The 22725-nt window shown below is 70.9% G+C and carries 22 protein-coding genes; 18 read left to right on the plus strand and 4 right to left on the minus strand.

All coding sequences use genetic code 11. The features are described from left to right. Positions 1 to 9 precede the first annotated feature (9 nt). From ACTWNK_RS19770 to ACTWNK_RS19845, 16 genes are all read left to right on the plus strand, one after another. Positions 10 to 1566: an N-acyl-D-amino-acid deacylase family protein gene (locus ACTWNK_RS19770; RefSeq protein ID WP_474305829.1), complete on the plus strand. Its 1557-nt coding sequence runs from the start codon at positions 10 to 12 to the stop codon at positions 1564 to 1566. 75 nt (positions 1567 to 1641) lie between these two features. Next, the gene (locus ACTWNK_RS19775; protein ID WP_474305831.1) at positions 1642 to 3246 is read left to right on the plus strand and encodes a PucR family transcriptional regulator; all 1605 of its coding nucleotides are present in this window, start codon (positions 1642 to 1644) and stop codon (positions 3244 to 3246) included. Positions 3247 to 3329: 83 nt separating this feature from the next. Then, complete coding sequence (locus ACTWNK_RS19780) at positions 3330 to 4112, plus strand: GNAT family N-acetyltransferase (protein WP_474305833.1); 783 nt, start codon at positions 3330 to 3332, stop codon at positions 4110 to 4112. Then, entirely contained in the window at positions 4109 to 5227 is a 1119-nt protein-coding gene (menC, locus tag ACTWNK_RS19785; RefSeq protein WP_474305835.1) for an o-succinylbenzoate synthase, read from the plus strand. Before ACTWNK_RS19780 ends, menC begins: the two co-directional genes overlap by 4 nt. 150 nt (positions 5228 to 5377) lie before the next feature. After that, positions 5378 to 7090 carry a discoidin domain-containing protein gene (locus ACTWNK_RS19790; protein WP_474305837.1) on the plus strand — a complete coding sequence of 571 codons (1713 nt, stop codon included), beginning with the start codon at positions 5378 to 5380 and terminating at the stop codon, positions 7088 to 7090. Further along, positions 7090 to 8295: an MFS transporter gene (locus ACTWNK_RS19795; RefSeq protein WP_474305839.1), complete on the plus strand. Its 1206-nt coding sequence runs from the start codon at positions 7090 to 7092 to the stop codon at positions 8293 to 8295. Before ACTWNK_RS19790 ends, ACTWNK_RS19795 begins: the two co-directional genes overlap by 1 nt. Positions 8296 to 8381: 86 nt before the next feature. Beyond that, positions 8382 to 9344 carry a hypothetical protein gene (locus ACTWNK_RS19800; RefSeq protein WP_474305841.1) on the plus strand — a complete coding sequence of 321 codons (963 nt, stop codon included), beginning with the start codon at positions 8382 to 8384 and terminating at the stop codon, positions 9342 to 9344. Between the two features lie 330 nt (positions 9345 to 9674). Then, positions 9675 to 10229 carry a hypothetical protein gene (locus ACTWNK_RS19805; protein WP_474305843.1) on the plus strand — a complete coding sequence of 185 codons (555 nt, stop codon included), beginning with the start codon at positions 9675 to 9677 and terminating at the stop codon, positions 10227 to 10229. 88 nt (positions 10230 to 10317) lie between these two features. Continuing rightward, positions 10318 to 11571 (plus strand): helix-turn-helix domain-containing protein, encoded by a 1254-nt coding sequence (locus ACTWNK_RS19810; protein ID WP_474305845.1) that lies wholly within the window; start codon positions 10318 to 10320, stop codon positions 11569 to 11571. Positions 11572 to 11692: 121 nt separating this feature from the next. Continuing rightward, positions 11693 to 11908 carry a hypothetical protein gene (locus tag ACTWNK_RS19815; protein ID WP_474305847.1) on the plus strand — a complete coding sequence of 72 codons (216 nt, stop codon included), beginning with the start codon at positions 11693 to 11695 and terminating at the stop codon, positions 11906 to 11908. Between the two features lie 23 nt (positions 11909 to 11931). Continuing rightward, the gene (locus ACTWNK_RS19820; protein ID WP_474305849.1) at positions 11932 to 12777 is read left to right on the plus strand and encodes an SAM-dependent methyltransferase; all 846 of its coding nucleotides are present in this window, start codon (positions 11932 to 11934) and stop codon (positions 12775 to 12777) included. Between the two features lie 239 nt (positions 12778 to 13016). After that, on the plus strand, positions 13017 to 13259 hold the full coding sequence (locus ACTWNK_RS19825) for a hypothetical protein (RefSeq protein WP_474305851.1): 243 nt from the start codon (positions 13017 to 13019) through the stop codon (positions 13257 to 13259). Between the two features lie 283 nt (positions 13260 to 13542). After that, positions 13543 to 13764 (plus strand): hypothetical protein, encoded by a 222-nt coding sequence (locus ACTWNK_RS19830; protein WP_474305852.1) that lies wholly within the window; start codon positions 13543 to 13545, stop codon positions 13762 to 13764. Between the two features lie 184 nt (positions 13765 to 13948). Beyond that, positions 13949 to 15046 carry a radical SAM protein gene (locus ACTWNK_RS19835; RefSeq protein WP_474305853.1) on the plus strand — a complete coding sequence of 366 codons (1098 nt, stop codon included), beginning with the start codon at positions 13949 to 13951 and terminating at the stop codon, positions 15044 to 15046. Continuing rightward, entirely contained in the window at positions 15043 to 15645 is a 603-nt protein-coding gene (gene tmk, locus ACTWNK_RS19840; protein ID WP_474305854.1) for a dTMP kinase, read from the plus strand. The genes ACTWNK_RS19835 and tmk overlap by 4 nt, the downstream gene beginning before the upstream one ends. Positions 15646 to 15666: 21 nt before the next feature. After that, on the plus strand, positions 15667 to 16470 hold the full coding sequence (locus ACTWNK_RS19845; protein WP_474305855.1) for an exonuclease/endonuclease/phosphatase family protein: 804 nt from the start codon (positions 15667 to 15669) through the stop codon (positions 16468 to 16470). Here the strand turns inward: ACTWNK_RS19845 and ACTWNK_RS19850 are convergent. The 4 genes from ACTWNK_RS19850 to ACTWNK_RS19865 all read right to left on the minus strand — a co-directional run bounded on the left by ACTWNK_RS19850 (position 16467) and on the right by ACTWNK_RS19865 (position 20958). Next, positions 16467 to 17009 (minus strand): class IV adenylate cyclase, encoded by a 543-nt coding sequence (locus tag ACTWNK_RS19850; protein ID WP_474305856.1) that lies wholly within the window; start codon positions 17007 to 17009, stop codon positions 16467 to 16469. The two genes, ACTWNK_RS19845 and ACTWNK_RS19850, sit on opposite strands and share 4 nt — an antisense overlap. Before the next feature lie 461 nt (positions 17010 to 17470). Continuing rightward, positions 17471 to 17638, minus strand: coding sequence for a hypothetical protein (locus ACTWNK_RS19855; protein WP_474305857.1), 168 nt, complete (start codon positions 17636 to 17638; stop codon positions 17471 to 17473). After that, the gene (locus tag ACTWNK_RS19860; RefSeq protein WP_474305858.1) at positions 17596 to 18393 is read right to left on the minus strand and encodes a peptidoglycan-binding domain-containing protein; all 798 of its coding nucleotides are present in this window, start codon (positions 18391 to 18393) and stop codon (positions 17596 to 17598) included. The genes ACTWNK_RS19855 and ACTWNK_RS19860 overlap by 43 nt, the downstream gene beginning before the upstream one ends. A 408-nt stretch (positions 18394 to 18801) precedes the next feature. Further along, complete coding sequence (locus ACTWNK_RS19865) at positions 18802 to 20958, minus strand: DEAD/DEAH box helicase (protein ID WP_474305859.1); 2157 nt, start codon at positions 20956 to 20958, stop codon at positions 18802 to 18804. 361 nt (positions 20959 to 21319) lie between these two features. Between ACTWNK_RS19865 and ACTWNK_RS19870 the strand changes: the two genes are divergently transcribed. Further along, positions 21320 to 22048: a hypothetical protein gene (locus ACTWNK_RS19870; RefSeq protein ID WP_474305860.1), complete on the plus strand. Its 729-nt coding sequence runs from the start codon at positions 21320 to 21322 to the stop codon at positions 22046 to 22048. A 2-nt stretch (positions 22049 to 22050) separates the two neighbouring features. Continuing rightward, on the plus strand, positions 22051 to 22677 hold the full coding sequence (locus tag ACTWNK_RS19875; protein WP_474310947.1) for an NAD(P)-dependent oxidoreductase: 627 nt from the start codon (positions 22051 to 22053) through the stop codon (positions 22675 to 22677). Positions 22678 to 22725 lie beyond the last annotated feature (48 nt).

Below are 22725 nucleotides of genomic sequence, written 5' to 3' on the forward strand. Positions count from 1 at the left end.
GCTGGACACATGCACGACCTTCTTCTGCGCGGTGGCACCCTGCACGACGGGCTCGGCTCGCCCGGCCGCACCGCCGACGTGGCGATCGGCGGTGGCCGGGTCACCGCCGTCGGGTCCGGGCTCGGGCCCGCCACGCGCGTCGTCGACGTGAGCGGGCTGGTCGTCGCGCCCGGTTTCGTCGATCCGCACAGCCACTCCGACACGGTGCCGTTCATGGCCGAGGCGCAGCCGTTCAAGCTGGCGCAGGGGGTCACGACCGAGATCGTCGGCAACTGCGGCTTCTCGTGCGGGCCTTCGGACCCCGCCACGGCGGGATGGGCGCCCGACCTGCTCGGCGGGCACATGTTCGCCACGTTCGGCGGCTATCTGGACGCCGTCGAGGCCGAGGGCGTCACGAACAACATCGCCGTGCTCGTCGGGCACAACACCCTGCGCCTGGCCGTGCGGGGCATGGACGCGGCGCTGCGGCCAGGCGACCTGGAACGGATGACCGCACTGGCCGCCGAGGCGTTCGCCTCCGGCGCGGCCGGGCTCTCCAGCGGCCTGGAGTACGTGCCGGGCGCCTATGCCGGCACCGCCGAGCTGATCGCACTGGCCAGGGTCGCCAGGCGGTGGAACCTCGTCTACGCCACCCACATGCGCAGCGAGAGCGAAGGTCTGGCCGACGCGCTGGAGGAGGCCATCGCGGTCGCGGCGGCGGCGGGGCTGCGGCTGCAGGTCTCGCACTGCAAGGCCTCGGGCAGGGCGGTGCACGGGGACTCCTCGATGGTGCTGGCCAAGCTGGAGGCGGCCCGAGCGCGAGGCGTCGACCTGCGTGCCGACGTGTATCCGTACCAGGCCTTCAGCACGGGTGTGGCGGCGCTGCTGCCTCCGGCGGCGTGCGAGGGCGGGCCGGAGAAGATGATCGAGCGGCTGGCCGATCCCGGGCAGCGCGCGGCGTTGCGCGCCGTCGCCGAGGACCCGGCCAACGGCACCGGCGTCGGGCTGTGGCGCGAGGTGCACCCCGAGGACGTGCAGCTGCTGCGGCACGCCTGGCCGCAGGTCCGCGGCAAGCGGCTGGCCGAGGTGCTCGACGGCCGTGCGCCGTGGGACGCGCTGTGCGACCTGCTCATGGCCGACCCTCGGGCCGACGGCGTCTTCCACACCATGCACGACGACGACGTCACCCGCTTCATGCGTCACCCGCTGGTGTCGATCGGCTCCGACGGAGGGCCGCCGGTGGCGCAGACGCATCCCCGGACGTTCGGCACCTTCCCCACGTTCTTCGGCGAGTACGTGCGCGAGCGCGGCGTGGTGGACATGCCGCAGGCCGTACGCAAGGTCACCTCGGCGACGGCGCAGCAGTTCGGCCTGGCCGACAGGGGCTGGCTGGGTGAGGGTGCGGTGGCCGACGTGTGCGTCTTCGACGCGGGCGCGATCAGGCACGACGGCACCTACGACCTGCCCGGCGTGCCTCCGGCCGGTGTCGTGCACGTGGTGCTCGGCGGACGGCTCGTCCTGGAGGACGGCGAGTTCACCGGCGGACGGCACGGCCGCGTGCTCAGGAACGGCGGCGGCGTGTGCTGAGGCGGAGGAACGGAGGCGTGCGATGAGCTCGGGAAGCGGAGGCGCGGGACGAGCCCGGGGGAGCGGGGGTGTGCGATGAGCGCCAACGGGCGGGTCACGCTGGGCGTGCTGCTCGACAGCCTCGGGGCGGGCGCCGTGAGCGGACTGTGCCTGCCCGCCGGGCGGCAGACGCTGGTCGGGGCGCCGGTCATCCACGGCTCCGACGAGCCCATGGCCGCACTCGACGGGGCCTTGCTCCTGGTCACGGGCAGGCCGTCGGCCGAGGTGGTCGAGCGGGCCGCGGCCGCGGGGGTGGCCGCGGTCGTCGTGCGCGGCGGGCTCGGCGATCCCGCGCCGCTGGTCGCCGCGGCCGAGCGTGAGGGCATCGCGCTGCTGGCGGCGGCGCCCGGCCTGGCCTGGGGGCAGCTCTACGCGCTCGTCGACGCCCTGCTCGCCGTCGTCGCGCCCGCGTCCGACCTGGGCCAGGCGCAGGCCGCCGACCTGTTCGCCCTGGCCAACCAGGTCGCGGCCAGGGTCGGCGGCGCCGTCGCCGTCGAGGACCTGGCCATGCGCGTGCTGGCCTACTCCACCGTCGACGGCCAGCGCATCGACGACCTGCGCAAGGAGGGCATACTCGGCCGCAGAGTGCCACAACACCCCACCAACCCCGAGGAGTACGCCGCCGTCCTGCGCGCGGAGGAGGCGGTGTGGAGCTACGAGCCACGCGAGTTCTACCCCCGCCTGGCCATCGCCGTACGCGCCAGGGGCGAGGCGCTCGGCACGATCTGGGTCGTCCAGGCCGAGACCCCGCTCCAGCCCGACGCCGGGCGGGTCCTGGCCGAGGCGGCGCGTACGGCGGCGCCGCACCTGGCCCGGATCAGCCTGGCCGCCGACGAGGCGCGAAGGACGCGCGACGAGTGGCTCGGCTGGCTGCTGCGCGGGATCGGACCGGTGGAGGAGCTGGCGACGTCGTTCGGCCTGCACCCGGACGAACCCGTCGCGGTCGTGGCGATCGGCACCACACGCGCCGGGCCGAGCACCGCCGGGGCCGTCCCGCGCCGCGCCGACGTCTTCGCCGCCACCCATGCGGGCGACCTGCTGCGCACCGCCTATGCCGCCTACCGGATCAGGGCGGCGGTGGGAGCCGTCGACGGCCGGGCGTGTGCGATCGTCGCCGCCGACTCCACCGCGCCGCTGCTGCGCCGCGTCACCGCCGACACGCTCGGGCAGATCACCGACCGGCTCGGCGGGCAGTGGCGTGCCGGGATCGGCCGTACGGTGGGCTCGGTCGCGCAGGCGCCGATCAGCTCGCTGCAGGCGGCGCAGGCGTTGCGGGCGATGTGCGGGCCCTTCGCCTCCGGGCAGGTGGGCGGGCACGAGGAGTTGTCGGCGGCGCTGTTCCTGCTGGACGTGGCCTCGGCGATGCGCACCAGGCCGGCGCTGCTCGGCGAGCCGCTGTCGCTGGTGAGCGAGCACGACACGCGGCACGGCACCGACTACGTGCACAGCCTGCGCGTGTGGATGGGCGTGCACTTCGACGTGCCCAAGGCCGCAGAGTTGCTCTCGCTGCATCCCAACACGCTGCGCTACCGCCTGCGCCGGATCGGTGAGCTGATCGCCGTCGAGGACCCGGACGTCCGGCTGGTCCTGGCCCTGCAGCTGCGCCTGAGCGATGTGCGCTGCGGCGAGGACGAGCGCTGACGGCGTGCCGGACAAAGGGCGGCGGGTGAAGTTCGGCGCGCACGCCAACGCCCCGGCGCCCGGCCCGGCGGGATGCTGGCCCCATGGTCGAACTCCTCACCCGTGCCGAGGCGGGGCCACGCGTCGTGTCCCTGCACGGCTCCTCCCAGCTCCAGGCGGCCGACCGGCTGCTGCGCCGTATCTGGAACACCGCCCCAGGCGAGGACCCGCCGCTGGCCCTCGACCTCATGTGCGCCCTTGACCACACGGGCGGCTATGTCGGCGGCGCCTTCATGGGCGGCGAACTCGTGGGCGTCGCCGCCGCCTTCCTGGCCGAGGGCCCCAGCCTGCACTCCCATGTCGCGGGCGTCGCGCCCGAGGCGCAGGGCCGGGGGATCGGCCGGGCGATCAAGCAACACCAGCGCGCCTGGGCGGCCGAGCGAGGGCTGCGCTCGATCTCGTGGACGTTCGACCCGCTGGTACGGCGTAACGCCTTCTTCAATCTGAGCAGGCTGGGGGCCAGGGCCGAGGCGTACCTGCCCGACTTCTACGGGCCGCTGACCGACGGGCTCAACGACGGCGACGTGTCCGACCGGCTGTTCGCCCACTGGCCGGTGCGGGCGGGGGAGGTCCGGGAGCCGGGCATCGCGGCCGAGGGGGCGGTGGTGATCCTCGACGAGTCGGGGTCCACGCGTCCGGCGCTGGGCTCCGCCGTACTGCGGTGTGCGACGCCGGCCGACGTCGAGCGGTTGCGGCGTGAGGAACCGGAACGGGCGCGGGCGTGGCGGGCGGCGCAGCGTGAGGCGCTGGGCGGCGCGCTGCGCGACGGCTACCGCATCACCGCCTTCACCAGGGACGGCTGGTACATCCTCGAGCGTGCCTCGTGAAGCTGGCCGAAGCCGAGCTGCGCACGGTCTCGCTTCCGCTGCGCACGCCGTTCCGCACCTCGCTCGGCACCCAGACCGTGCGCAACGCCCTGCTGGTACGGCTGCGCGGCGAGGACGGCGAGGAGGGGTGGGGCGAGTGCGTGGCCGAGGACGAGCCCACCTACAGCAGCGAGTACCTGCACGGCGCGGCCGATGTCGTCGAGAGGTTCTTCCTGCCCGTGCTGTTCGCCCTGCCCGACCTGGACCCGGCGGCCGTCGGCCCGGCGCTGGCGCACCTGCGCGGTCACCCGATGGCCAGGTCGGCCGTGGAGATGGCCGTACTAGACGCCGTGCTCAGGGCAAGGGGCGTCTCGCTGGCCGCCCACCTGGGGGCCACCAGGACCAGCGTGCGCGTCGGAGTCTCGGTGGGCATCGCCGATTCGCTCGACGCCCTGCTCGACACCGTCGACCGCCATGTCGGCGCCGGGTACGCGCGGATCAAGCTCAAGATCGAGCCCGGCTGGGACCTGGAGCCGGTCCGGCTGGTGCGCGAGACGTTCGGCGCGGGCCTGATGCTCACCGCCGACGCCAACACCGCCTACGGCCCGGCCGACGCCAGGCATCTGAGCAGGCTCGACGCCTACGACCTGGCCCTGCTCGAACAGCCGTACGCCCCCGACGACCTGCGTGCGCACGCCGAGCTGGCGGCCAGGATGGACACGCCGATCTGCCTGGACGAGTCGATCACGTGCGCCCGCGACGCGGCGGTCGCGATCAGGCAGGGCGCGTGCTCGATCGTCAACATCAAACCCGGCCGCGTCGGCGGTTATCTGGAGGCGCGGCGCGTCCACGACGTGGCCTGGGCCAACGGCGTGCCGGTGTGGTGCGGCGGCATGCTGGAGACCGGTCTCGGCCGTGCGGCGAACCTGGCACTCGCCGCGCTTCCCGGCTTCACCCTGCCCGGCGACATCTCGGCGACCGCTCGCTACTACGACCGCGACATCACCGCGCCGTTCGTGCTGGAGGGCGACTCGATGCGGGTGCCCGCTTCGCCCGGTATCGGCATCACTCCTGACGAGTCGGCGCTGGCGGACCTCACGATGAACACTTCCTTGCGAGTTAGGAAACCTTCCTAACTTACTTGACACTGCGCACTGCCGCTTGCCACGATCGCCGGTAAGCGGCTCGGCGCGGCCCCCGTCCCGGGGGGTGACGCGCTCAGTGAGAGACATGCTGACCCGGCCGCCCGCCCCAGCGTGCCCGCCGTCTCTCACCCCAGGAGAGTCATGTCCAGATTCCGTCCACCCCTCGTCGTGGCCGCCGCCCTGACCCTGCTCGCCGCCCTGCTCGTCGGCCTGGCCGCGACCACGGGCAGCGCCTCGGCGGCCGAGACCCTGCTGTCGCAGGGCAAGCCCGCCACCGCCTCCTCCACCGAGGCCACCGCCTACGGCGCCGCCAAGGCGTTCGACGGCGACACCGCCTCCTCCCGCTGGGCGTCGGCCGAAGGCGCGGACCCGCAATGGCTGCGCGTCGACCTCGGCAGCGCCCAGCCGATCTCCCGCGTCAAACTGACCTGGGAGGCCGCACACGCCTCCGCCTACCAGCTCCAGGTCTCCACCGACGGCTCCGCCTGGAGCACCGTCCACACCACGACCACGGGCGACGGCGGCGACGACGACATCACCGGCCTGACGGCCACCGCACGCTACGTGCGCATGTACGGCACCGCCAGGGCCACCCCCTACGGCTACTCGCTGTACGAGATGCAGGTCTACGGCGGCACGCCCACCACGCCCGCCACCGAGTACCAGGCCGAGAACGCCCTGCTGTCCCAGGCCGTCGTCGACACCAAGCACGCCGGGTACACAGGGACCGGCTTCGTCGACTACGTCAACACGAGCGGCGGCCACGTCGAGTTCACCGTGACGGCGGCCCAGGCGGGAAGCGCCAAGCTAACCTTCCGCTACGCCAACGGCACCACCGGCTCACGGCCGCTCGCGGTCGCGGTGGGCGGCGTCACCGCGGCCACACCCGCCTTCCCCGCCACCGGCGCCTGGAGCACCTGGCAGACCGTCGACGTGCAGGCCGTGCTCGCCGCCGGGGTCAACAAGATCAGGGCCACCGCCACGACCGCCAACGGCGGCCCCAACCTCGACCGCCTCACCGTCGGCGCCGCTGGCCCGAGCGAGCCGCCAGGCGAGGCCTTCGTCGTGGCCGCCGCCGGAGACATCGCCGCCCAGTGCACCGCCTCCTCCAGCTCCTGCGCCCACCCCAAGACCGCCCTGCAGGTGGAGGCGATGAACCCCGAGTTCGTCATCACGATGGGCGACAACCAGTACGACGACGCCCTGCTGTCGGACTTCACGAAGTACTACGACAAGACGTGGGGCAGGTTCAAGGCCAAGACCCGACCGGCCGTCGGCAACCACGAGACCTACGACCCGGCGGGCGTCTACGCCGGGTACAAGTCCTACTTCGGCAGCCAGGCCACCCCGCAGGGCAAGACGTACTACAGCTACAACCGGGGCAACTGGCACTTCATCGCGCTCGACTCCAACTACTTCGACGACCAGGCGCAGCTCACCTGGCTCACCAACGACCTCAACACCAATACCAAGGGCTGCATCGCCGCCTACTTCCACCACCCGCTGTTCAGCTCGGGCGAGCACGGCAACGACCCGGTCGCCAAGCCGGTCTGGCAGCTGCTCCACAACAAGAAGGCCGACCTCGTGCTCAACGGCCACGACCACCACTACGAGCGCTTCGCCCCGCAGAACCCCGGCCAGCAGGCCGATCCGAACGGCATCGTGGAGATCCTCGGCGGCATGGGCGGCGCGTCGCCGTACGCGATCGAGAACGTGCAGCCCAACAGTCTCAAGCGGCTGACCGGCACCTACGGCGTGGTCAAGCTGAACCTCACCGACACCACGTTCCAGACCCAGCTCATCGGCATCGACGGGGCGGTCAAGGACTCGAGCCCGACCTACACCTGCCACTGATGTACATCTCGCTGCACGGGGGCCGCCTCAGCAAGGCGGTCCCCGCCAACGTCCTCGCGCTCGGCACGGTCAGCCTGGTCACCGACATCTCGTCGGAGATGATCACGGCCGTGCTGCCCCTCTACCTGGTGGGCGCGCTCGGCCTGAGCCTCGTGCAGTTCGGCCTGCTCGACGGCCTGTACTTCGGGGTGACCGCCCTGGTCAGACTGGCGGGCGGGCACGCGGCCGACCGCTGGCAGCGCCGCAAGCTCGTCGCCGGGCTCGGCTACGGGCTGTCGGCGCTGGCCAAGCTCGGCCTGCTGGCCGCGGGCTCGTCGGTGCCGCTGCTCGGGGCCGTCGTCGCGGCCGACCGCACCGGCAAGGGTCTGCGTACGGCACCGCGTGACGCCCTCATCTCGCTGAGCGCGCCCGCCGACGGGCTCGGCTCGGCGTTCGGGGTGCACAGGGCGATGGACACGGTCGGAGCCCTGCTCGGACCGCTGGCCGCCTTCGCCGTGCTGAGCGCCACCGCCGGAGCCTACGACGCCGTGTTCGTCACCAGCTTCTGCGTCGCCCTCCTGGGCGTGCTGCTGCTCGTGCTGTACGTCGGGGACAGGCGTGAGCCGATCGCCGCGCCCGCTCCGCTGCGTTCCGGGCTCGCGGTGCTGCGTGCGCCCGGCTTCCGCCGTATCTGCCTGGCGGCGGCGGCGCTCGGCCTGGTGACGCTCAGCGACCCCTTCGTGTACCTGCTGCTGCAGCGCTCGCACGGCGTCGCGCCCGAACTGTTCCCGCTGCTGCCGCTCGGCACGGCCGCGGCCTACCTGCTGCTGGCCGTACCACTCGGGCGCCTCGCCGACCGGGCCGGGCGGGCGGCGGTCTTCGTCGGCGGGCACGTGGCGCTGGCGCTGGCCTACCTGGTGCTGATCGGGCCCGGCTGGCTGGTGCCCGTCCTGCTCCTGCACGGCGCCTTCTACGCGGCGACCGACGGCGTGCTCATGGCCGCCGCCGGGCCGCTGCTGCCCGCCGCGACGCGTACGACCGGCCTGGCGGTGCTGCAGACCGGCCAGGCGTGCGCGCGGATGGCCTCCTCGATGGTGTTCGGCGTCGTCTGGACGGCGTGGGGGGCGTCGGCGGGGCTGGCCGCCATGGCCGTGGGCCTGCTGGCGGGGTCGGCGCTCGCCTGGAGGGTTGTCGTGACGGCATCGGTCTCAGGGAGGACATCGTGACCAGACCGGCTTCGGGGAGGACGTCATGACCAGACCGGCTTCAGGAAGGACGACGTCATGACCACACCGGCTTCAGGGAGGACGTCGTGACCACACCTGTGAAAAGCGGACGACGCGGGGCGAGGGCGCTCGTGCTCGGGGGCGCGGTGAGTGTGCTGGTGGCGGCGGCCACGCTCTACGCGGTACGCGCCACCGCCGCCGAGCCGGTGACCGCCGCCGCCTTCGACACCGCCGTACCCGGACGGCTGGTGTTCCGCAGCGGCGGCCACATCGCCTCGGCCCCGCTCGCCAACCCCTCCGCACCCGCCACGATCGGCGCCGCCCGGTGCGAGCGCGTCTCGACCTCGGGCGGCACCACCCTGTGCCTGGTCGCGAAGCCCGGCGCCCTGCCCAAGACCTACGCGCTCGTCCTCGACCGCGAACTGCGCGAGAAGCGCCGCATCAACCTGGCGGGCATCCCGAACCGGGCCAGGGTCTCGGCCAGCGGCCGGATGCTGTCCTGGACGGTCTTCGTGACCGGCGACTCCTACAACCAGGGCGGCTTCTCCACCTGGACCGGCATCCTCGACACCACGACCGGCTACTCCATCACCAACATGGAGGACATCCCGCTCACCCTGAACGGCAGGCGATACCACTCCGAAGACGTCAACTACTGGGGCGTGACCTTCGCGGCCGACGACTCCCGCTTCTACGCCACCGTCGGCACCAAGGGCAAGACGTACCTGGTCCAGGGCGACTACCGCACCTGGCGGGCCACGACGCTGCGCGAGAACGCCGAATGCCCGTCGCTGTCGCCCGACGGCACCCGCCTGGTGTTCAAGAAGCGCGTCTCGGCCACCGAATGGCGGCTGCACAGCCTCGACCTGGCCACCCTGCGCGAGCGACCGCTGGCCGAGCGCGCCAGCATCGACGACCAGGTCGCCTGGCTGGACGACGACACCGTCGTGTACGCCAAGGCGGGCGACATCTGGGCCTCGCCGGTCACCGGCCCCGGCGCCCCCCGCCTGCTGGTACCCGGGGCCTCCTCACCCTCGGCGGTGCGATGATCAGAAGCCGATCGCCGGCGTCCTCAGGCTGAGCATCTCTCCCGTGTTCCTGCCATGGCCGCGCGGCACCGTTCCTGCCATGGCTGCGTGGCACCGCGAACATGCGCTCGGCCCCCGTTGTCGGCGCCCTCGAAGCGATCCACGCGCGTCTCGCTGGCGGTTGCGCAAGCGAGAACGCCGGGCTGATCGAGAGCGTCCTGCAACGCGCCGACGAGCCCGGCGGGGCCCTCGCCTACTGGCTCTCCCTCCACGGCCACGCCATCCCTGGCTGCCCCCTCGCTGCGCTGGGCCTACTCGCTGGAGCAGGCGCTGAGGTTCTCGCTTGCGAAAGTGCCAGCACTCTCGGGACGCACCCTGGTCCTGGTCGACCGGTCGCCGTCGATGAGGCTCCACAAGCTCAGCGAGAAGTCGACGACATCGTGGGCCGACGCCGCCGCGGTGTTCGGTGTGGCGATCGCCCTGCGCGCCGAACGCGCCGACGTCGTCGAGTTCGGCGCGCGGAGCAGGCCGGTGGCGTTCAGCCGGGGCGAGTCGGTGCTGAAGGCAGTGAAGCGTTTCGCCCGCCTCGAAGGCACTGACATCCCGACTGCGATCCGCGCGCACCTGCGCCCGCATCACACCCGGATCGTGATCGTCACCGACGAGCAGACCACGCCGGGCTGGCTGCCCTCCAACACCGTCCGCCACGGCGGCAGCGACTCCATGCCCATCGACGGCCTCGTCCCGGCGAACGTTCCGCTGTACATGTGGAACTTCGGCGGCTACAAGCGCGACGCGGCCCCGTCCGGGCAGGGCAACCGCCACACCCTCGGCGGCCTGAGCGACGCCGCATTCGCCATCATCCCGCTCCTCGAGGCACACCAGTCGGCGGACTGGCCCTTCTGAGCCGAACCAGAGCCGCTCATCCCTGGACATAAGTCAGCCCTGCACATCTAACCTGAAGAGTGTCTACGCTCCCAGGAGAGGCAGGGCTATGCCTGACGCTACCACGCAGCCCCACGCAGACAGCAGGAACACCGAGCCCGGCGAGCGCATCCGCGAACTCCGCATCCAGCGGGGAATGACCCAGGAAGAACTCGCCGAAGCCGCCGGGCTCGGTGTGCGCGCGATACAGAAGCTGGAAAGCGGCGGCACCGGGCGCCTGGAGACCTACCACCAGATCGCCCGCGCGCTCGGCGTCGTCACCATGACCTTCGTCCAGCCCGGTTCCCCCGAACCGGCACTCGACGGCCCATCCGAGGCGATGCTGGCTCCGCTGCGATCCGCGATCGCCCCCGCGATCGACCTCGGCGGGCAACCGATGTACGGCAGCGCCGACGCGCACGACCTCTCACTCCCGCACCTGCAACAGGCGATCACCGCCCTCGGCTACCTCTACCACGCCAACGCCTACGACAAGATGGCGCGGATGCTCCCGCTGCTGATCCTGTCCAGCCGCCACCATGTCGCCCACCACGAAGGCGAACAACACGCCACCGCACTACGACTGCGCTGCAGCGCGCTCAACCTGGCCGCTCGCTACCTGATTCAGATCCGCGCGCACGACCTGGCGCTGCTCGCCATCCAGGAATCCCAGCGCGACGCGCTCACTCTCGGCGACCTGCCCTTGGCCGGCGCGGCGGTGAGCGTCCAAGCCTGGGCCATGATGCGCCAAGGGCGCTTCCGTGAGGTCCTCGATCTGTGCGTGGCTGCGGCCGACGTCGTTGAGCCTCGCATGTCCCAGGCCACCGCCGCCGAGCTCGACGCGTGGGGCTGGCTGCTCCTGCGCGCCTCGGCCGCAGCCGCGCGCGACAACCAGCCGGAGCGCGCCCAGGACGAGGCCGAGCTGGCCATGGTGGCAGGAGCCAGGATGGGCACAGAGCGCTCTCAACCGGCCGGGCGCTCGTTCGGTCCGGTCAGCGCGGCTCTCATACTGTCGGAGAACGCCATGATCGCCGGAGATCACGGTTTCGCGGTCCGCCTGTTTCAGCAGGTGCCGAAGGGCGTCGGCCGTACGGATGCGAGTACATGGAACCGCGCCCTGCTGGACTCGGCCCGCGGTCACGCCCACGTCGGGCAAGCCGGCGAGGCGACCGAGATCATGACCAAGCTGCGCCGCAGCGCCCCCGAGTGGTTGCGTCAGCAGCAGTACGGCCGCGATGTGATGCGAGAGATCATCAGCAAGGCTCCGCGACGGCTCACCACGGCACAGCGGGCGATGGTCGACTGGTTCGGCCTCAACGACTGACCCCGCTTCCCCTCCTCTTTCACGCAGCCCGCACGTTCCGTGCGGGCTGCTGCCGTTCGGGTGTGAAAAGCGCACGTCTCGTACGTGGGCTTGACCTACAAGGCTGTCTACCGTCAAGGCCATGGACGAGCCGCCCCTGCTCCTCGCCCCCTCTACGGCCGAGATCCTGCAGGCCGAGTTTCCCGACTGGACGATCTGGCGGGAGACCAACGGGACAGCACACGGCTGCTGGTGTGCCGAGCGCACCGAGCATCCCCATGAGGAGCGGCTACGTCACCGCAGCCCTGAAGGACTGCAGCGCCTGCTGCAGTCCGCTCGCTCGCAAGCGCCCGGATGAACTCGAAGCCTCTAGGAACCCTCATGGTCGACAGAAACCCCGGCAGTCTGGACACTTCCGGTTCCCCGGTCGATCTGGAGGATCGGCTGAGGCCTGATGTGCCGAACGTCGCGCGCATGTACGACTACTTCCTCGGCGGGAAGGACAACTTCGCCGCCGATCGGGCGGTAGCCGACCGCGTTGTGGCTGCGCTCGGGAAGATGGGGTTACGGCTGGCGGTGCGCAACAACCGGGACTTCCTCATCCGGGCGGTCCACGAGCTGGCTACCGATGGGTTCACCCGGTTCCTCGATCTGGGGTCCGGGTTGCCCACCATGCGCAACGTTCACCAGGTCGCCCAGGACGTTCACCCCAACGCATGCTGTGTCTACGTCGACATCGACCCGCTCGTGTGCGTGCACGGGCGCGCCCTGCTCCGCGCGCCGCGCACGACGATCGTGGATGCCGACGTGCGCCACATGGCCGACCTGCTGGCCCGGCGCGAGGTGCGCGCCCTGATCGACTTCGAGCAGCCGGTCGCTGTGCTGGCGGTGGCGCTACTGCACTTCGTCAAGCTCCCGTCCCGGGTTCTGGCCACACTGGCCGGGAAACTGCCGCCGGGCAGCAAACTCGTCATCAGCCACGCTGCCCTCGTCGGGCCGCACCCTCGGCGGCTGAGGAACGCGGCCGACGAGTATTCCGCGGCCGACCAGCAGATGTACCTGCGCACGCCGGATCAGGTGCGCGCCATGGTCGGCGAGCGGTGGGTGTGGGATGAGGACGGTCTGGTCCCGGTCCACAGCCGGCGCCCCGAGGACCCCAGCGATCCCACAACGTCCGGGACTTCGGCCTATTTCGTCGGCGGCATGCTCACCCTCGCTGAGGGGTGAGGCGGCGTGATGTCGGCGGCCCATCGTCCTCTGAATTCGACACCTCTATATAGGAAACCCCCATGGTCGACGTACGCCCCTCCAGCCCCGCCCCGCCCACCATGGTGGGCGAGAGTGTGGTGCCGCCAGGTCACTCGCGGATCCCCGACGCCTGGGCTGAACTTCCTCCCGACAGCAGCCTGGGCCTGGTCCGTGATGCCCTCAGAAGGAACAGGCTTCGTGTCCTTGAGGTGGCCAGGGTGGCCACCACGCTGCTCGACAGGGACTGCGCCGCTTCGCTGCCCCGATTCACCGCACCCGAGTTGATGGTGTTCGCGTTTTCGCCCGGCACCCGCATCGCCACGGTGACACAGCTCCACCAGGGGGAAGCACTGATCGTGTGCCTCACCGGCGAGGTCTCCGGCCGCCTGGTCCAAGGCCATCGGCCGGACATCGCCGTAAAGATCATCACCGGCGCGTCCGGAATCTCAAGAATGCGATGAGAGCCACCGAGGGCAAGGTGAACGCCGCATGACATCCTCCCCGGACCTCTACCCAGCTCCTGCGAGAGACGCTCGACGAATTCGGGCGGGTGTGGGACATCAGCAAAGCGGAGGACGGCTGGGTCGCTCTGCGGCGCCAGCCGGTCCCGAACACAGGAGGGCGCAGCAACATCCGCTGCGGGAGAGGCCTGAACGAGCTGCGCGGATGCCTGGAGGAAGAGAGGCAGCTCGACGAGAAGCGACTGCCTGGCAGCCGGGCACGAACGACGTGAGTCAGGCAGCCGTGCACCAACATGCACGTAGTCCTGGATCGGAGGCTGGCATTCACCTCACGACGAAGCACTTCAGCAACCTGTTCACCGAGTACGAGCACTCGGCCACGCGGATCGGGACGCTCGACGTCTACACCGTCGACCTGAGCTACGACGGCGAAGGCCGCCTCACCCACATCCACCACAACAAGGACCCCGAACGGCTACAGCAGGCCAGAAACCGCCTGGCATGAGCTGTGAGAACGCTCGTTCCCACTGCCGGAGCTGCCGGCCACGATCCGCGGTCGCGATCTAACCCTCCCTCGTCCGGACACAGAGCGCCGAGACGACCCGAGGCGCATGATGTCCCCATGACCTGACCAAGGACCGCCACCTCACACCCTGCGAAGAATCCGCCGTCCTATCAGGAGGTTGATCGTGCAGAAGCCCTTGATCATCGACACCGCAGCGAACTCCTGCTACTTCCGCACATCGGTCGGCGGCGACGGGCGCAAGGCGCTCATCCAGATCACTGAGCGCTGCAACCTGCACTGCGCGCACTGCTTCGTCTCCTCCGTCAGGGAAGGCCGCGACATCGGCTACACCGACCTCGTCGAGAAGGTGATTCCCCGGCTGCTGCGCGCCCGCGTGGAGCGCATCACCTTGACCGGCGGGGAGCCGTTTGTCCACCCCGACATCATGATGTTGTGTGCGCACGTCGCCGAACTGGGACTGCCGCTGGGAATCTGCACCAACGCCACCCAGACCGGCGACCGGCAGATCGCCGAGCCGGCGGCCTTGGGCAATGTGCACGTGAACGTGAGCCTGGACGGATTCCGGCGAGAGTCCCACGGCAGGTTCCGGGGCGACACCGCTTCCTTCGGCCTCACCGTGGCGACGGTCCGCAAGTTCGCCGCCGCAGGACTGCTTCAAGGGCTGCTGTCCACCCCGAACGTGCTCACCGACGCCGAGGAGTTCGAGGCCCTGTGCGCGTTCGCCGTCGAGGTCGGCGCCGCGTACGTACTCATGAACCCGCTGTCGTCGATGGGCCGCGGGGTCAAGAGTCAGAGCCGCATGGCCGCCGCCGACGACAAGATGCGGGCCATCCGATCCGTCACCGAGCAGTTCCGCGAGCGCGGCGTCGATGTGGTGCACATCCGCTTCCCCAACGACGACAAGCCTTTGGCCGGCTGTGACGCGGGCAAGCTCATCTACGTCTTCTCAGACGGCGCCACCACTGTCTGCCCCTACCTCGTCTTCGCCGCCCGAACTCCGCAATCGCCCTACCCTGACACCGACTTCGTGGTCGGCAACATCCTCGACGACGAGGTCGTCGGCCCGCTGGACGGCTACGACCTGGAAGGCAGACTCCGGATGGGCACCAACAGCACGTGCAGCACCTGCTCGCTGAACGCCTCCTGCGGCAAAGGGTGCCCCGCTGCGCTGATCTCACGAGGCCAGGCGATCGGCCAGGTCGACACCGAGCAGTGCCCTATGCCCGCCCCCGTTCTTCAGGTCGGCCGGCGATTCGCGTGAAGGCTTCGACGTTCATCGTCGTCGAAGGCCCCAACGGGGTCGGGAAGACCACTTCGGCCGGGTTGCTCGCCCAGCGCCTTCGCGAGCGTGGAGCGGACGTTCATCTGACCACCGAGCCGTCCGACACGCCGCTGGGCAAGCTCGCCCGCTCAGCCGAGGCCGGGCTGACAGGACGAGCTCTGGCGCTGGCCATCGCCGCCGACCGCTCTGCCCACCTCACAGACGAGATCCTGCCCGCGCTGCGAGCCGGCCGCCACGTGATCAGCGACCGCTACGTGCCCTCCTCATTGGTCCTGCAACGCCTCGACGGTCTAGAGCTGGAGGAGATCTGGCGCTACAACTCCTTCGCCGAGGCCCCGCACGTGTCGTTCTACCTGCAACACGAGGCGAGCATCATCCAAACGCGGTTGAATGAGCGCCAACGTCACTCCCGGCTGGAGCGTATCGGCTCACCCGAGCGCGAGCTGGGCCTGTACGACGAGGCCTTCCGCTTTCTCAACGATCAGGGGTGGCATCAAGTCCAGATCGACTGCCGCAGTCTGAAGCCGGAGGGCGTCGTCGCCCAGATGCTTCACCAGCTCGACCTGTCGTCCGCCTGAAAGGCCCACATGATGCTGTCCGTGCTCACCGTCAACATCGGCGCCGCCTCGCGGGAGCGCGCTGAGCGCATCCTGGGTTGGCTGTCGGCACGCGAAGAGCAGGTGTTCATGCTGACCGAGACCAGCGCGGGCACCGGCACGGCCTACCTGCTGGAGCGGTTCCGGCAGGCGGGGTGGGCGGTCGTGAACACCGCCGACGTGGGTGACCGAGGCGCGGCCCTGGTCAGCCGCGTCAGGGTGATGCACGAGCAGTCTGCCTCGTTGAGCGCCGGCATGAGCGCGGTGTCGATCCCCGGCAGGGTCGCCGCCGTCGTCCTGGACACCCAGCCGCAGGTGAGCGTGGTGGGCGTGTACGTACCTTCCCGTGACCGGAGCCAGGTCAAGACCGAACGCAAGCAAGGCTTCATCACCTCCCTGCTGCAGGCCCTGGCCGCCCTTCCCGCCGAGCAGCGGGAGCATCTCGTGCTCGGCGGCGACTACAACGTCATCGCCCGCTCCCATCGGCCTCTGCACCCGGGGTTTCTTCCCTTTGAATTCGCCTTGTTGGAAACCCTCCGCACACACGGCCTGGTCGACGCCCACGACCACTGCCAGCCCCATGCCCAGCCCTACAGTTGGATCGGCCGCACCGCAGACGGCTACCGCTACGACTACCTGCACGTCGGCGCAGAACTAGCCGGGCACGTCGGTGCGTGCGCCTATCTGCACGAGACCCGCGAGCAGTCCCTGACCGATCACGCGGCACTCACCCTGGACCTGCGGGTGAAAGCTGTCGCCTTGCCGGTGGGCGCGCTCAGCGCATCCGAGGAGATCGCGCTGTTCTAGGCAGGGGTCAGCGCCGCCCGCACCAGGGAGTCGTAGGTGTCGCTCATCCGCTCAAGACGCACGCCGAGCGAACGCGCGAACCCGTCAAGCTGTTCCTGCGCGGCCACGCCGGACTCTTCGGCCGCGACGACCGTCTCGATCTCCAAGAACAGCCCCGCGTGCTCGACCTGGTCCACACACAGCGACAGGTCATCCCATCGCGCGGTTCGCCGGACCTTCCGGATGCACACCGTAGGACGAAAACCCATCTGCATGATCGCCTGATGCATCTGCTCGCGGTCGGCGATCTCGGACTCGTGCTCCAGGCAGGCCATCTCGTTGGCCAGCGGCGTCTTGACGGTGAACAGGTGCCGCTCGCCCTGCGTGCGCAATCTTGCGAACGCCACGCCGACCTTGGGCCGGCCGTACTCCCAACCCGGCTGAGCGTAAGCCTGATCATCCTGACGCACGGGCGCCGACAGCCTCACACCCCGCTCGGTAAGTGCGCACTCCAGGGCGTGCAGGTCATCCACCCGATACTTGACCTCGATCTCCTGCACCCCGTGCACCCCTTACCACCTGGTCCTCACCTGACCGCAGGAGCCTACCGGGAACCTTCCCACCCCACAGGCATAGCCGCGAAAGCACTGAACGCCCAACTTGAGCACGCAACAAATGCGATGATCACGAATCCTCATCAGCCGGGCCGATCCGCAGCTGCGCTCGCCGCCAGCGGCCGACGAGGAGGACATGCGAGTCTGGCGAACCATCGCACCGCCCGCCACCATCACCGCCCGCGAACCTCGCCTACGCGGACCTCATCGGTACCCGAGGCGTTGCGGGTGCAGTTGGAAACGCGGAAAAGCCCCGTTCCTCCGCCTGCCGAGCAGGAGGGGAACGGGGCTGAGAGTCCAGCGGCGGCCGGTTGTCTGGGCCTGGCCGCTCGTGGTCGCCGTCTCACGAACAGCGCGGTGCCGCGTGGTTCCCGCAGGAGCGCTGCGCGCGCGGCACAGGAACGATCTCAGCGCTGGTCTGGAGGCAGATCGGGCCTGGCGGTGTGCTTGGCCTTGTACCCGGACACGTAGGTGATCAGGCCGGGCAGCAGCGGGATGGCCAGCGTCTCGATCGCGTCGGGCAGGAATGCGATCAGGTCGAGGTCGGTGTTGACGGCCTGAAGCACGGTGAGCACGGCGAGCAGGCCAAGGTAGGAAGCCCGCCGATGCAGCCGTGACCTTCCGCTCGATGGGCGGCTTGCCGTACTGGATCGGGTCTGCGTGCATAGGTTCTCCTCGGGGATGCGAAAGGGCCGGTCCGGCAGGGACCGGCCCTGAAGGTCAGTTCGTCTCGTGGATCTCGCCCGGTACCCGCCCAGGCGCAGGCTCGGCGGGAGCAGCAGGGTCTTCGTCTGGGTCGTGCGCGGCGCAGGAGCACCGGCAGGTGGGCGTCACAGCGGCGGGGCTTCCACGACCAGGTCATCGCCCAGATGAGTTCGTCGACCTCACCTGTCTGCGGCAGGCCCGTGGCGCGCTGGTAGCCGCGGCACACCCCGGCCGACTGCGGCCCGTACACCTCGTCGACGGTGATGTTCCAGCCTCGCTTGGCCATCTTGGCCTGCCACACCAGCACGTCCGGGCCGCGCATCATCGGGTCGCTCACCTCAAGGACGCGTCCGGGCCAGCGCGGCACCCCGCCCTCGTAGACGACCTCGGGTGAGGGCCTTGCAGCCGAGGGGCGCCTGGCCCCGGCGCGCACCCACCGGTAGAGGGCGTCACCGGGACACGAGGTGGAGTAGCCGTCGGGGTGCCCTCTCACCTCCCGCCCGGCGCCGCCGTGCTCGCGCAGGTACTCGATGGCATCGACGAGGCCGTGCAGGAGTTCGTCGGTCGGCTCGACGAACCCCGTCGAGCCGACCAGGGCGAGCACCGCGTAGTGCCGGGAGTTCAAACCCTGCCCGTTCGCCGCCGACCCGACCGGCCAGGATTCCGGCCGCGCGGCGGGCGAGCTTGATGTCGCGCTCCAGGAACCGGGCGTTGAGGACGACGTTGCCGGAGATCTGCCCGTCCTTGCCAAGCGTGAGAGTGAGCTGCCGCCCGATGCCGACGGCGTAGGTCGTCTCGGTCATCGCCGTCGATCCCGGCGTCCTGGCGGTCATCACCACCTCTGTCTGCCGCAGAAGTCGCGTCCTGGCCGTGCTCGACGTGCGGGGGAAGGGAGTCGTGGTGGGCTTCGGGGTGTTGTCGGCAGGGAGGGGATGTGGGTGGCGGCCTCGCTCGGGGGCGTGACCGTGGCTCCGCGGCGCTGGGCTGACGACCCGGATGTCCTCCAGGCAGGCCCACGCCACTTCTTGGGGCGTCACCGGGCGAGGGACAGGCGGGACTGTTCGGCCTCGACGATCTGGCGGGCGAGGGACTGCTCGGAGATGTCGAGGGCGTCGGGGGCGGCATCGGCCAGGTCGCTGCGTCTGGCGTAGGCGTCGAACAGGCCGCTCTTGCCGCGCAGGATCGTCAGCAGGCGCTCGTCGACGCTGTCGGGGGTGAGCAGCCGGTGCACCTGGACCCGGCGCACCTGGCCCATGCGATGCGCGCGGGCCACGGCCTGGCTCTCCGTCGTGGGCTTGACCTGCGGTTCGCACAGGACGACGACGGAGGCGGCCTGCAGGTTGAGCCCGACGCCCCCGGCCTGGATCTGGCCGAGCAGTACGGCATGGCCGGGCTCGGCCGAGAAGTCGTCGACCACACGCTGCCTGGCCGCGGGAGAGAGCTGTCCCGAGATCGGCCCGAAGACCGGCGAGCCGCCGGGCAGCCCGGAGGCGACGGTGGCGAGCACGGAACGGAAGAAGGAGAAGACGACGACCTTCTGCCCGTTGCCGGCCGCCTCCTCGACCAGCTCACGCAGGCGCTCCAGCTTGGCCGACGAGCCTGGCACCTCGTAGGCGGCCCTGCGCATGGCCATGAAGTTGCCCGAGGCCACCGCCTTCAGGTACGCCTCGCGGTCGGGCGCGCTGAACGGCTCCCACTCGTCGACGTGCACCAGGTCGGGCAGCTCGGTCAGCACGTCCTCCTGGTTGCGTCGCAGGTACGCGGGGGCCACGGCCCTGCGGAAGGCCCTGGCGCCCGCGGCCCCGGAGGCGGCTCCCGTCTCGGCCAGCTCGTCGGCCAGCCCGGGACGCAGGTAGCCGACGAGTGTCCTGAACTCCTCCACCCGGTTCTCCATCGGCGTGCCGGTCAGGAACAGCACCCGCTCGGTCCTGGCACACCAGGCGGCCACGGCCTGCGAGCGCCGCGTGTCCGGATTTTTCACGTAATGGGCCTCGTCCAGGACGAACAGCCCGACGCCGAGCCCGGCCGGGACCTCAAGGCGGTGCAGCGCGTCGATCGTGCAGACGGCGACGTCACCCAGCCTGATCCACTCGGCCAGCGCGGCGTCCCGGTCCGCGCCGTGCACGGCGAACGCGCGCAACGTGCTGCGCGCCTCGATCTCCCTGGTCCAGTTGACCAGCACGCTCGCCGGGCAGGCGACCAGGAAGTGGGTCAGGCCACCGGCCTTGAGATGGGCCAGCGCCGCCACGGCCTGCACGGTCTTGCCGAGCCCCATCTCGTCGCCGAGTATCACCCGCCCCTGGGCCAGGGCGAACTTCGCCCCGAACGCCTGGTACCCGCGCAGCGAGACCCGGCGATGGGTGTCGTCGAGCTCCTGCGCCCTGACCTTGGCGGCCAGCTCGTCCGGCATGAAGCCTTCGGCCGCGACCTGGTCGCCGGGTTCGAGCGCTGCCAGCTCGGCCAGCAGGTTGTAGTACTCGGGGGCGCGCAGCTCGAAGTCGATCCACACGACGGCGGGCGAGGGCGGCGGGCGCAGCAGGTCGACGGTGGCCTGCTGGATCAGCAGCGCCGTCTCGCGCCCGCCGAGCGACCCCTCCGGGCCGAGCAGGGCGTCGAGGCGGTCGACGGCGTCCCTCGCCCTGGCCCGGCCGCGCTTCCCGGCGAACAGCATCCGCAGGCGGCTACCGGCCGGTCTCGCGACGGGCAGGAGGTCGGCCAGGTGCTGCTCGACCGTCCGCGCGGCGGCCAGCGCCCTGGGCAGCTCGGCCCCCGCGCCGACCAGGCGGCTCAGGGCGATCAGCAGGGCGGTGGTCTCGGCGTCACGCTCGTCGACGTCGATCTGCACCGGCGTCACCGCCGCCGCGGCCCTGGCGATCTGCAGGGCGGCCGTGTGGATCTGGCCCGCCGTACGGGCGCCGATGCCGGGGATGAGCTGCAGGCCGTGCGGTGTGCGGTCGAGCACCTGCAGCACGCTCGTGCACCCGGCCTGTTCGAGCACGCCGATCCGCAGCCTGCCCCCGGTGACGTCGCGCAGCCGCGAGACGGGAACGGCGTCGAGCCCGGCCCTGGCCAGCCTGCCCCGCAGCGCCGCCAGCGCCTCGTGCACGCCACGCCTGGCCTCGGCGTCGTCGGCGAGCAGCGTGCGCGCCTCGCCCAGAAGCGCATCGGCCCGCGCCAGGAGGGATCTCACCTCGCCGACTCTAGGCCAACCCTCCGACAACCCCCACGTACGCGCTGAAACAGCCCAGCACGCGCCCACCCCGACCCCCGCCGCCCGCCTCACCTCATACGGCATCGGCGAAACCACTCTCCGACACCACCCGGTGACTCTAAGGTTGAGTCTGCGCACGGGCGTGCACGCTGGGCGTGATCCTCCCGAACGTGGCATCAGGGGACGGCACGGCCCGCGCCGTATGGCGTGGTCCGCGCCGACCTGAGCACGTCGCGCCCTTCCTTCCTTTCCTGGTTGCGGGTTTCGGCCGCTCGGCATACCGTACACATCACAGAATAATTCACTGCCATGAATCATTCCTCGAAAGAAGTGATGTGTGATGTCAACCGATTGGCCGACCAGCCCAGAACGGGCCGCCGCGGCCGGGCCGGGGGCGCGGCGTGGGGCGCGGCTGCCGGGTGTGCTCGCGGCGGCGTTCGCGGGGCAGTTCGTCGCGGGGCTCGTGGTCGGGGTCGTCCTGGCGGGCGGCGACACCTTTCCCTCGCCGTTCGAGGAGGCGGGCGACATATCCGCGTATTTCCGGGCGCATCAGGACGCGGTGGCGGTGGGGGCGTTCCTGCAGTTCGTCTCGGCGATCTCGCTGACCGCCTTCTCCGCGGTCGTCGCGGGCAGGCTGCGGCGACTCGGCGCGACCGGGCCCGCGCCGCTGCTCGCACCGGCGGGCGGGGTGCTCGCCGCCGCCCTGCTGGCCTGCTCGGCGCTGCTGTCGTGGGTGTTGTCGCGTCCCGAGGTGGTGGCCGAGGACGCGCTGGTCCGGATGGTGCAGGATCTGGCCTTCGTCACCGGAGGGCCGGGGCACGTCGTGCCGCTGGGGCTGTTGATGGCGGGCGTCGCCGTACCTTCGCTGGTGGCCGGGGTGGTGCCGCGAGGGGTGGCTGTCGCGGGGCTCGTCGTGGCGGGGATCGCGTTCGCGTCGGCGCTCACGCTGCTGCTGCCCGGGGCCGCCTTCCTGCTGCCGGTGGCGCGGTTCGGGGGGCTGATCTGGCTGGTCGTCGCGGGGTTCCTGCTGTCGCGCCGCACACTGGACGCCCGTACGGAGGCGTCGTGACGATGAAGCTGATGATCTTCGGAGCGACCGGGGGCACCGGGCGCCAGGTGCTCGGCCAGGCGGTCGCGGCGGGGCACGACGTGACGGTCGTGGCCCGCGACCCCGACCGGGTCGAAGGGCGCGAACGGGTACGTGTGATCACCGGCGACGTGCTGGACCCGGCAAGCTGGCACGCCGCCGTCGCCGGGCACGACGCCGTGCTGTCCTGCCTGGGCAGCACCGATCGCCGCCGTCCCACCACCGTCTACTCCCAGGGCGTCACCGCCGTCATGGCCGCGATGCGCGAGGCGGGCGTGAGCCGGTTGCTGTGCCTGTCGTCGGCCGGGCTCGAGATCGCCCCAGGCACGCCGATCGGCCGGCGCCTGGTGACCAGGTGGGTGATCCAGCGCATGTACCGGCACGGCTACGCCGACATGGAACGCCTCCTGCGTACGACGTCCGACCTCGACTGGACCGTCGTACGCCCGCCGATGCTGACCGACGGCCCCCCGACCCACGCCTACCGCACGGCGACCGACGCCCACCTGCCCGGCGTCAAGCCGCTGTCCAGGGCCGACCTGGCCGCCTACCTGCTCGGCGAGGTCGACGCGAGGACGAGCGTTCGTGGAGTGGTCGAGATCTCCGGCTGACCCGCCACATGCGTACATGTCACACCTGCGCACTTCCCGAGCCCATAG

This window comes from Nonomuraea sp. IBHARD001, from assembly GCF_056106265.1.

Excerpts from the sequence above, each read along its gene's own strand:
- ACTWNK_RS19820 (WP_474305849.1), top strand. The coding sequence starts at position 11,932 with ATGGTCGACAGAAACCCCGGCAGTCTGGACACTTCCGGTTCCCCGGTC.
- ACTWNK_RS19780 (WP_474305833.1), top strand. The coding sequence starts at position 3,330 with ATGGTCGAACTCCTCACCCGTGCCGAGGCGGGGCCACGCGTCGTGTCC.
- ACTWNK_RS19790 (WP_474305837.1), top strand. The coding sequence starts at position 5,378 with ATGTCCAGATTCCGTCCACCCCTCGTCGTGGCCGCCGCCCTGACCCTG.
- ACTWNK_RS19815 (WP_474305847.1), top strand. The coding sequence starts at position 11,693 with ATGGACGAGCCGCCCCTGCTCCTCGCCCCCTCTACGGCCGAGATCCTG.
- ACTWNK_RS19870 (WP_474305860.1), top strand. The coding sequence starts at position 21,320 with ATGTCAACCGATTGGCCGACCAGCCCAGAACGGGCCGCCGCGGCCGGG.
- ACTWNK_RS19775 (WP_474305831.1), top strand. The coding sequence starts at position 1,642 with ATGAGCGCCAACGGGCGGGTCACGCTGGGCGTGCTGCTCGACAGCCTC.
- ACTWNK_RS19810 (WP_474305845.1), top strand. The coding sequence starts at position 10,318 with ATGCCTGACGCTACCACGCAGCCCCACGCAGACAGCAGGAACACCGAG.
- ACTWNK_RS19770 (WP_474305829.1), top strand. The coding sequence starts at position 10 with ATGCACGACCTTCTTCTGCGCGGTGGCACCCTGCACGACGGGCTCGGC.
- ACTWNK_RS19875 (WP_474310947.1), top strand. The coding sequence starts at position 22,051 with ATGAAGCTGATGATCTTCGGAGCGACCGGGGGCACCGGGCGCCAGGTG.
- ACTWNK_RS19795 (WP_474305839.1), top strand. The coding sequence starts at position 7,090 with ATGTACATCTCGCTGCACGGGGGCCGCCTCAGCAAGGCGGTCCCCGCC.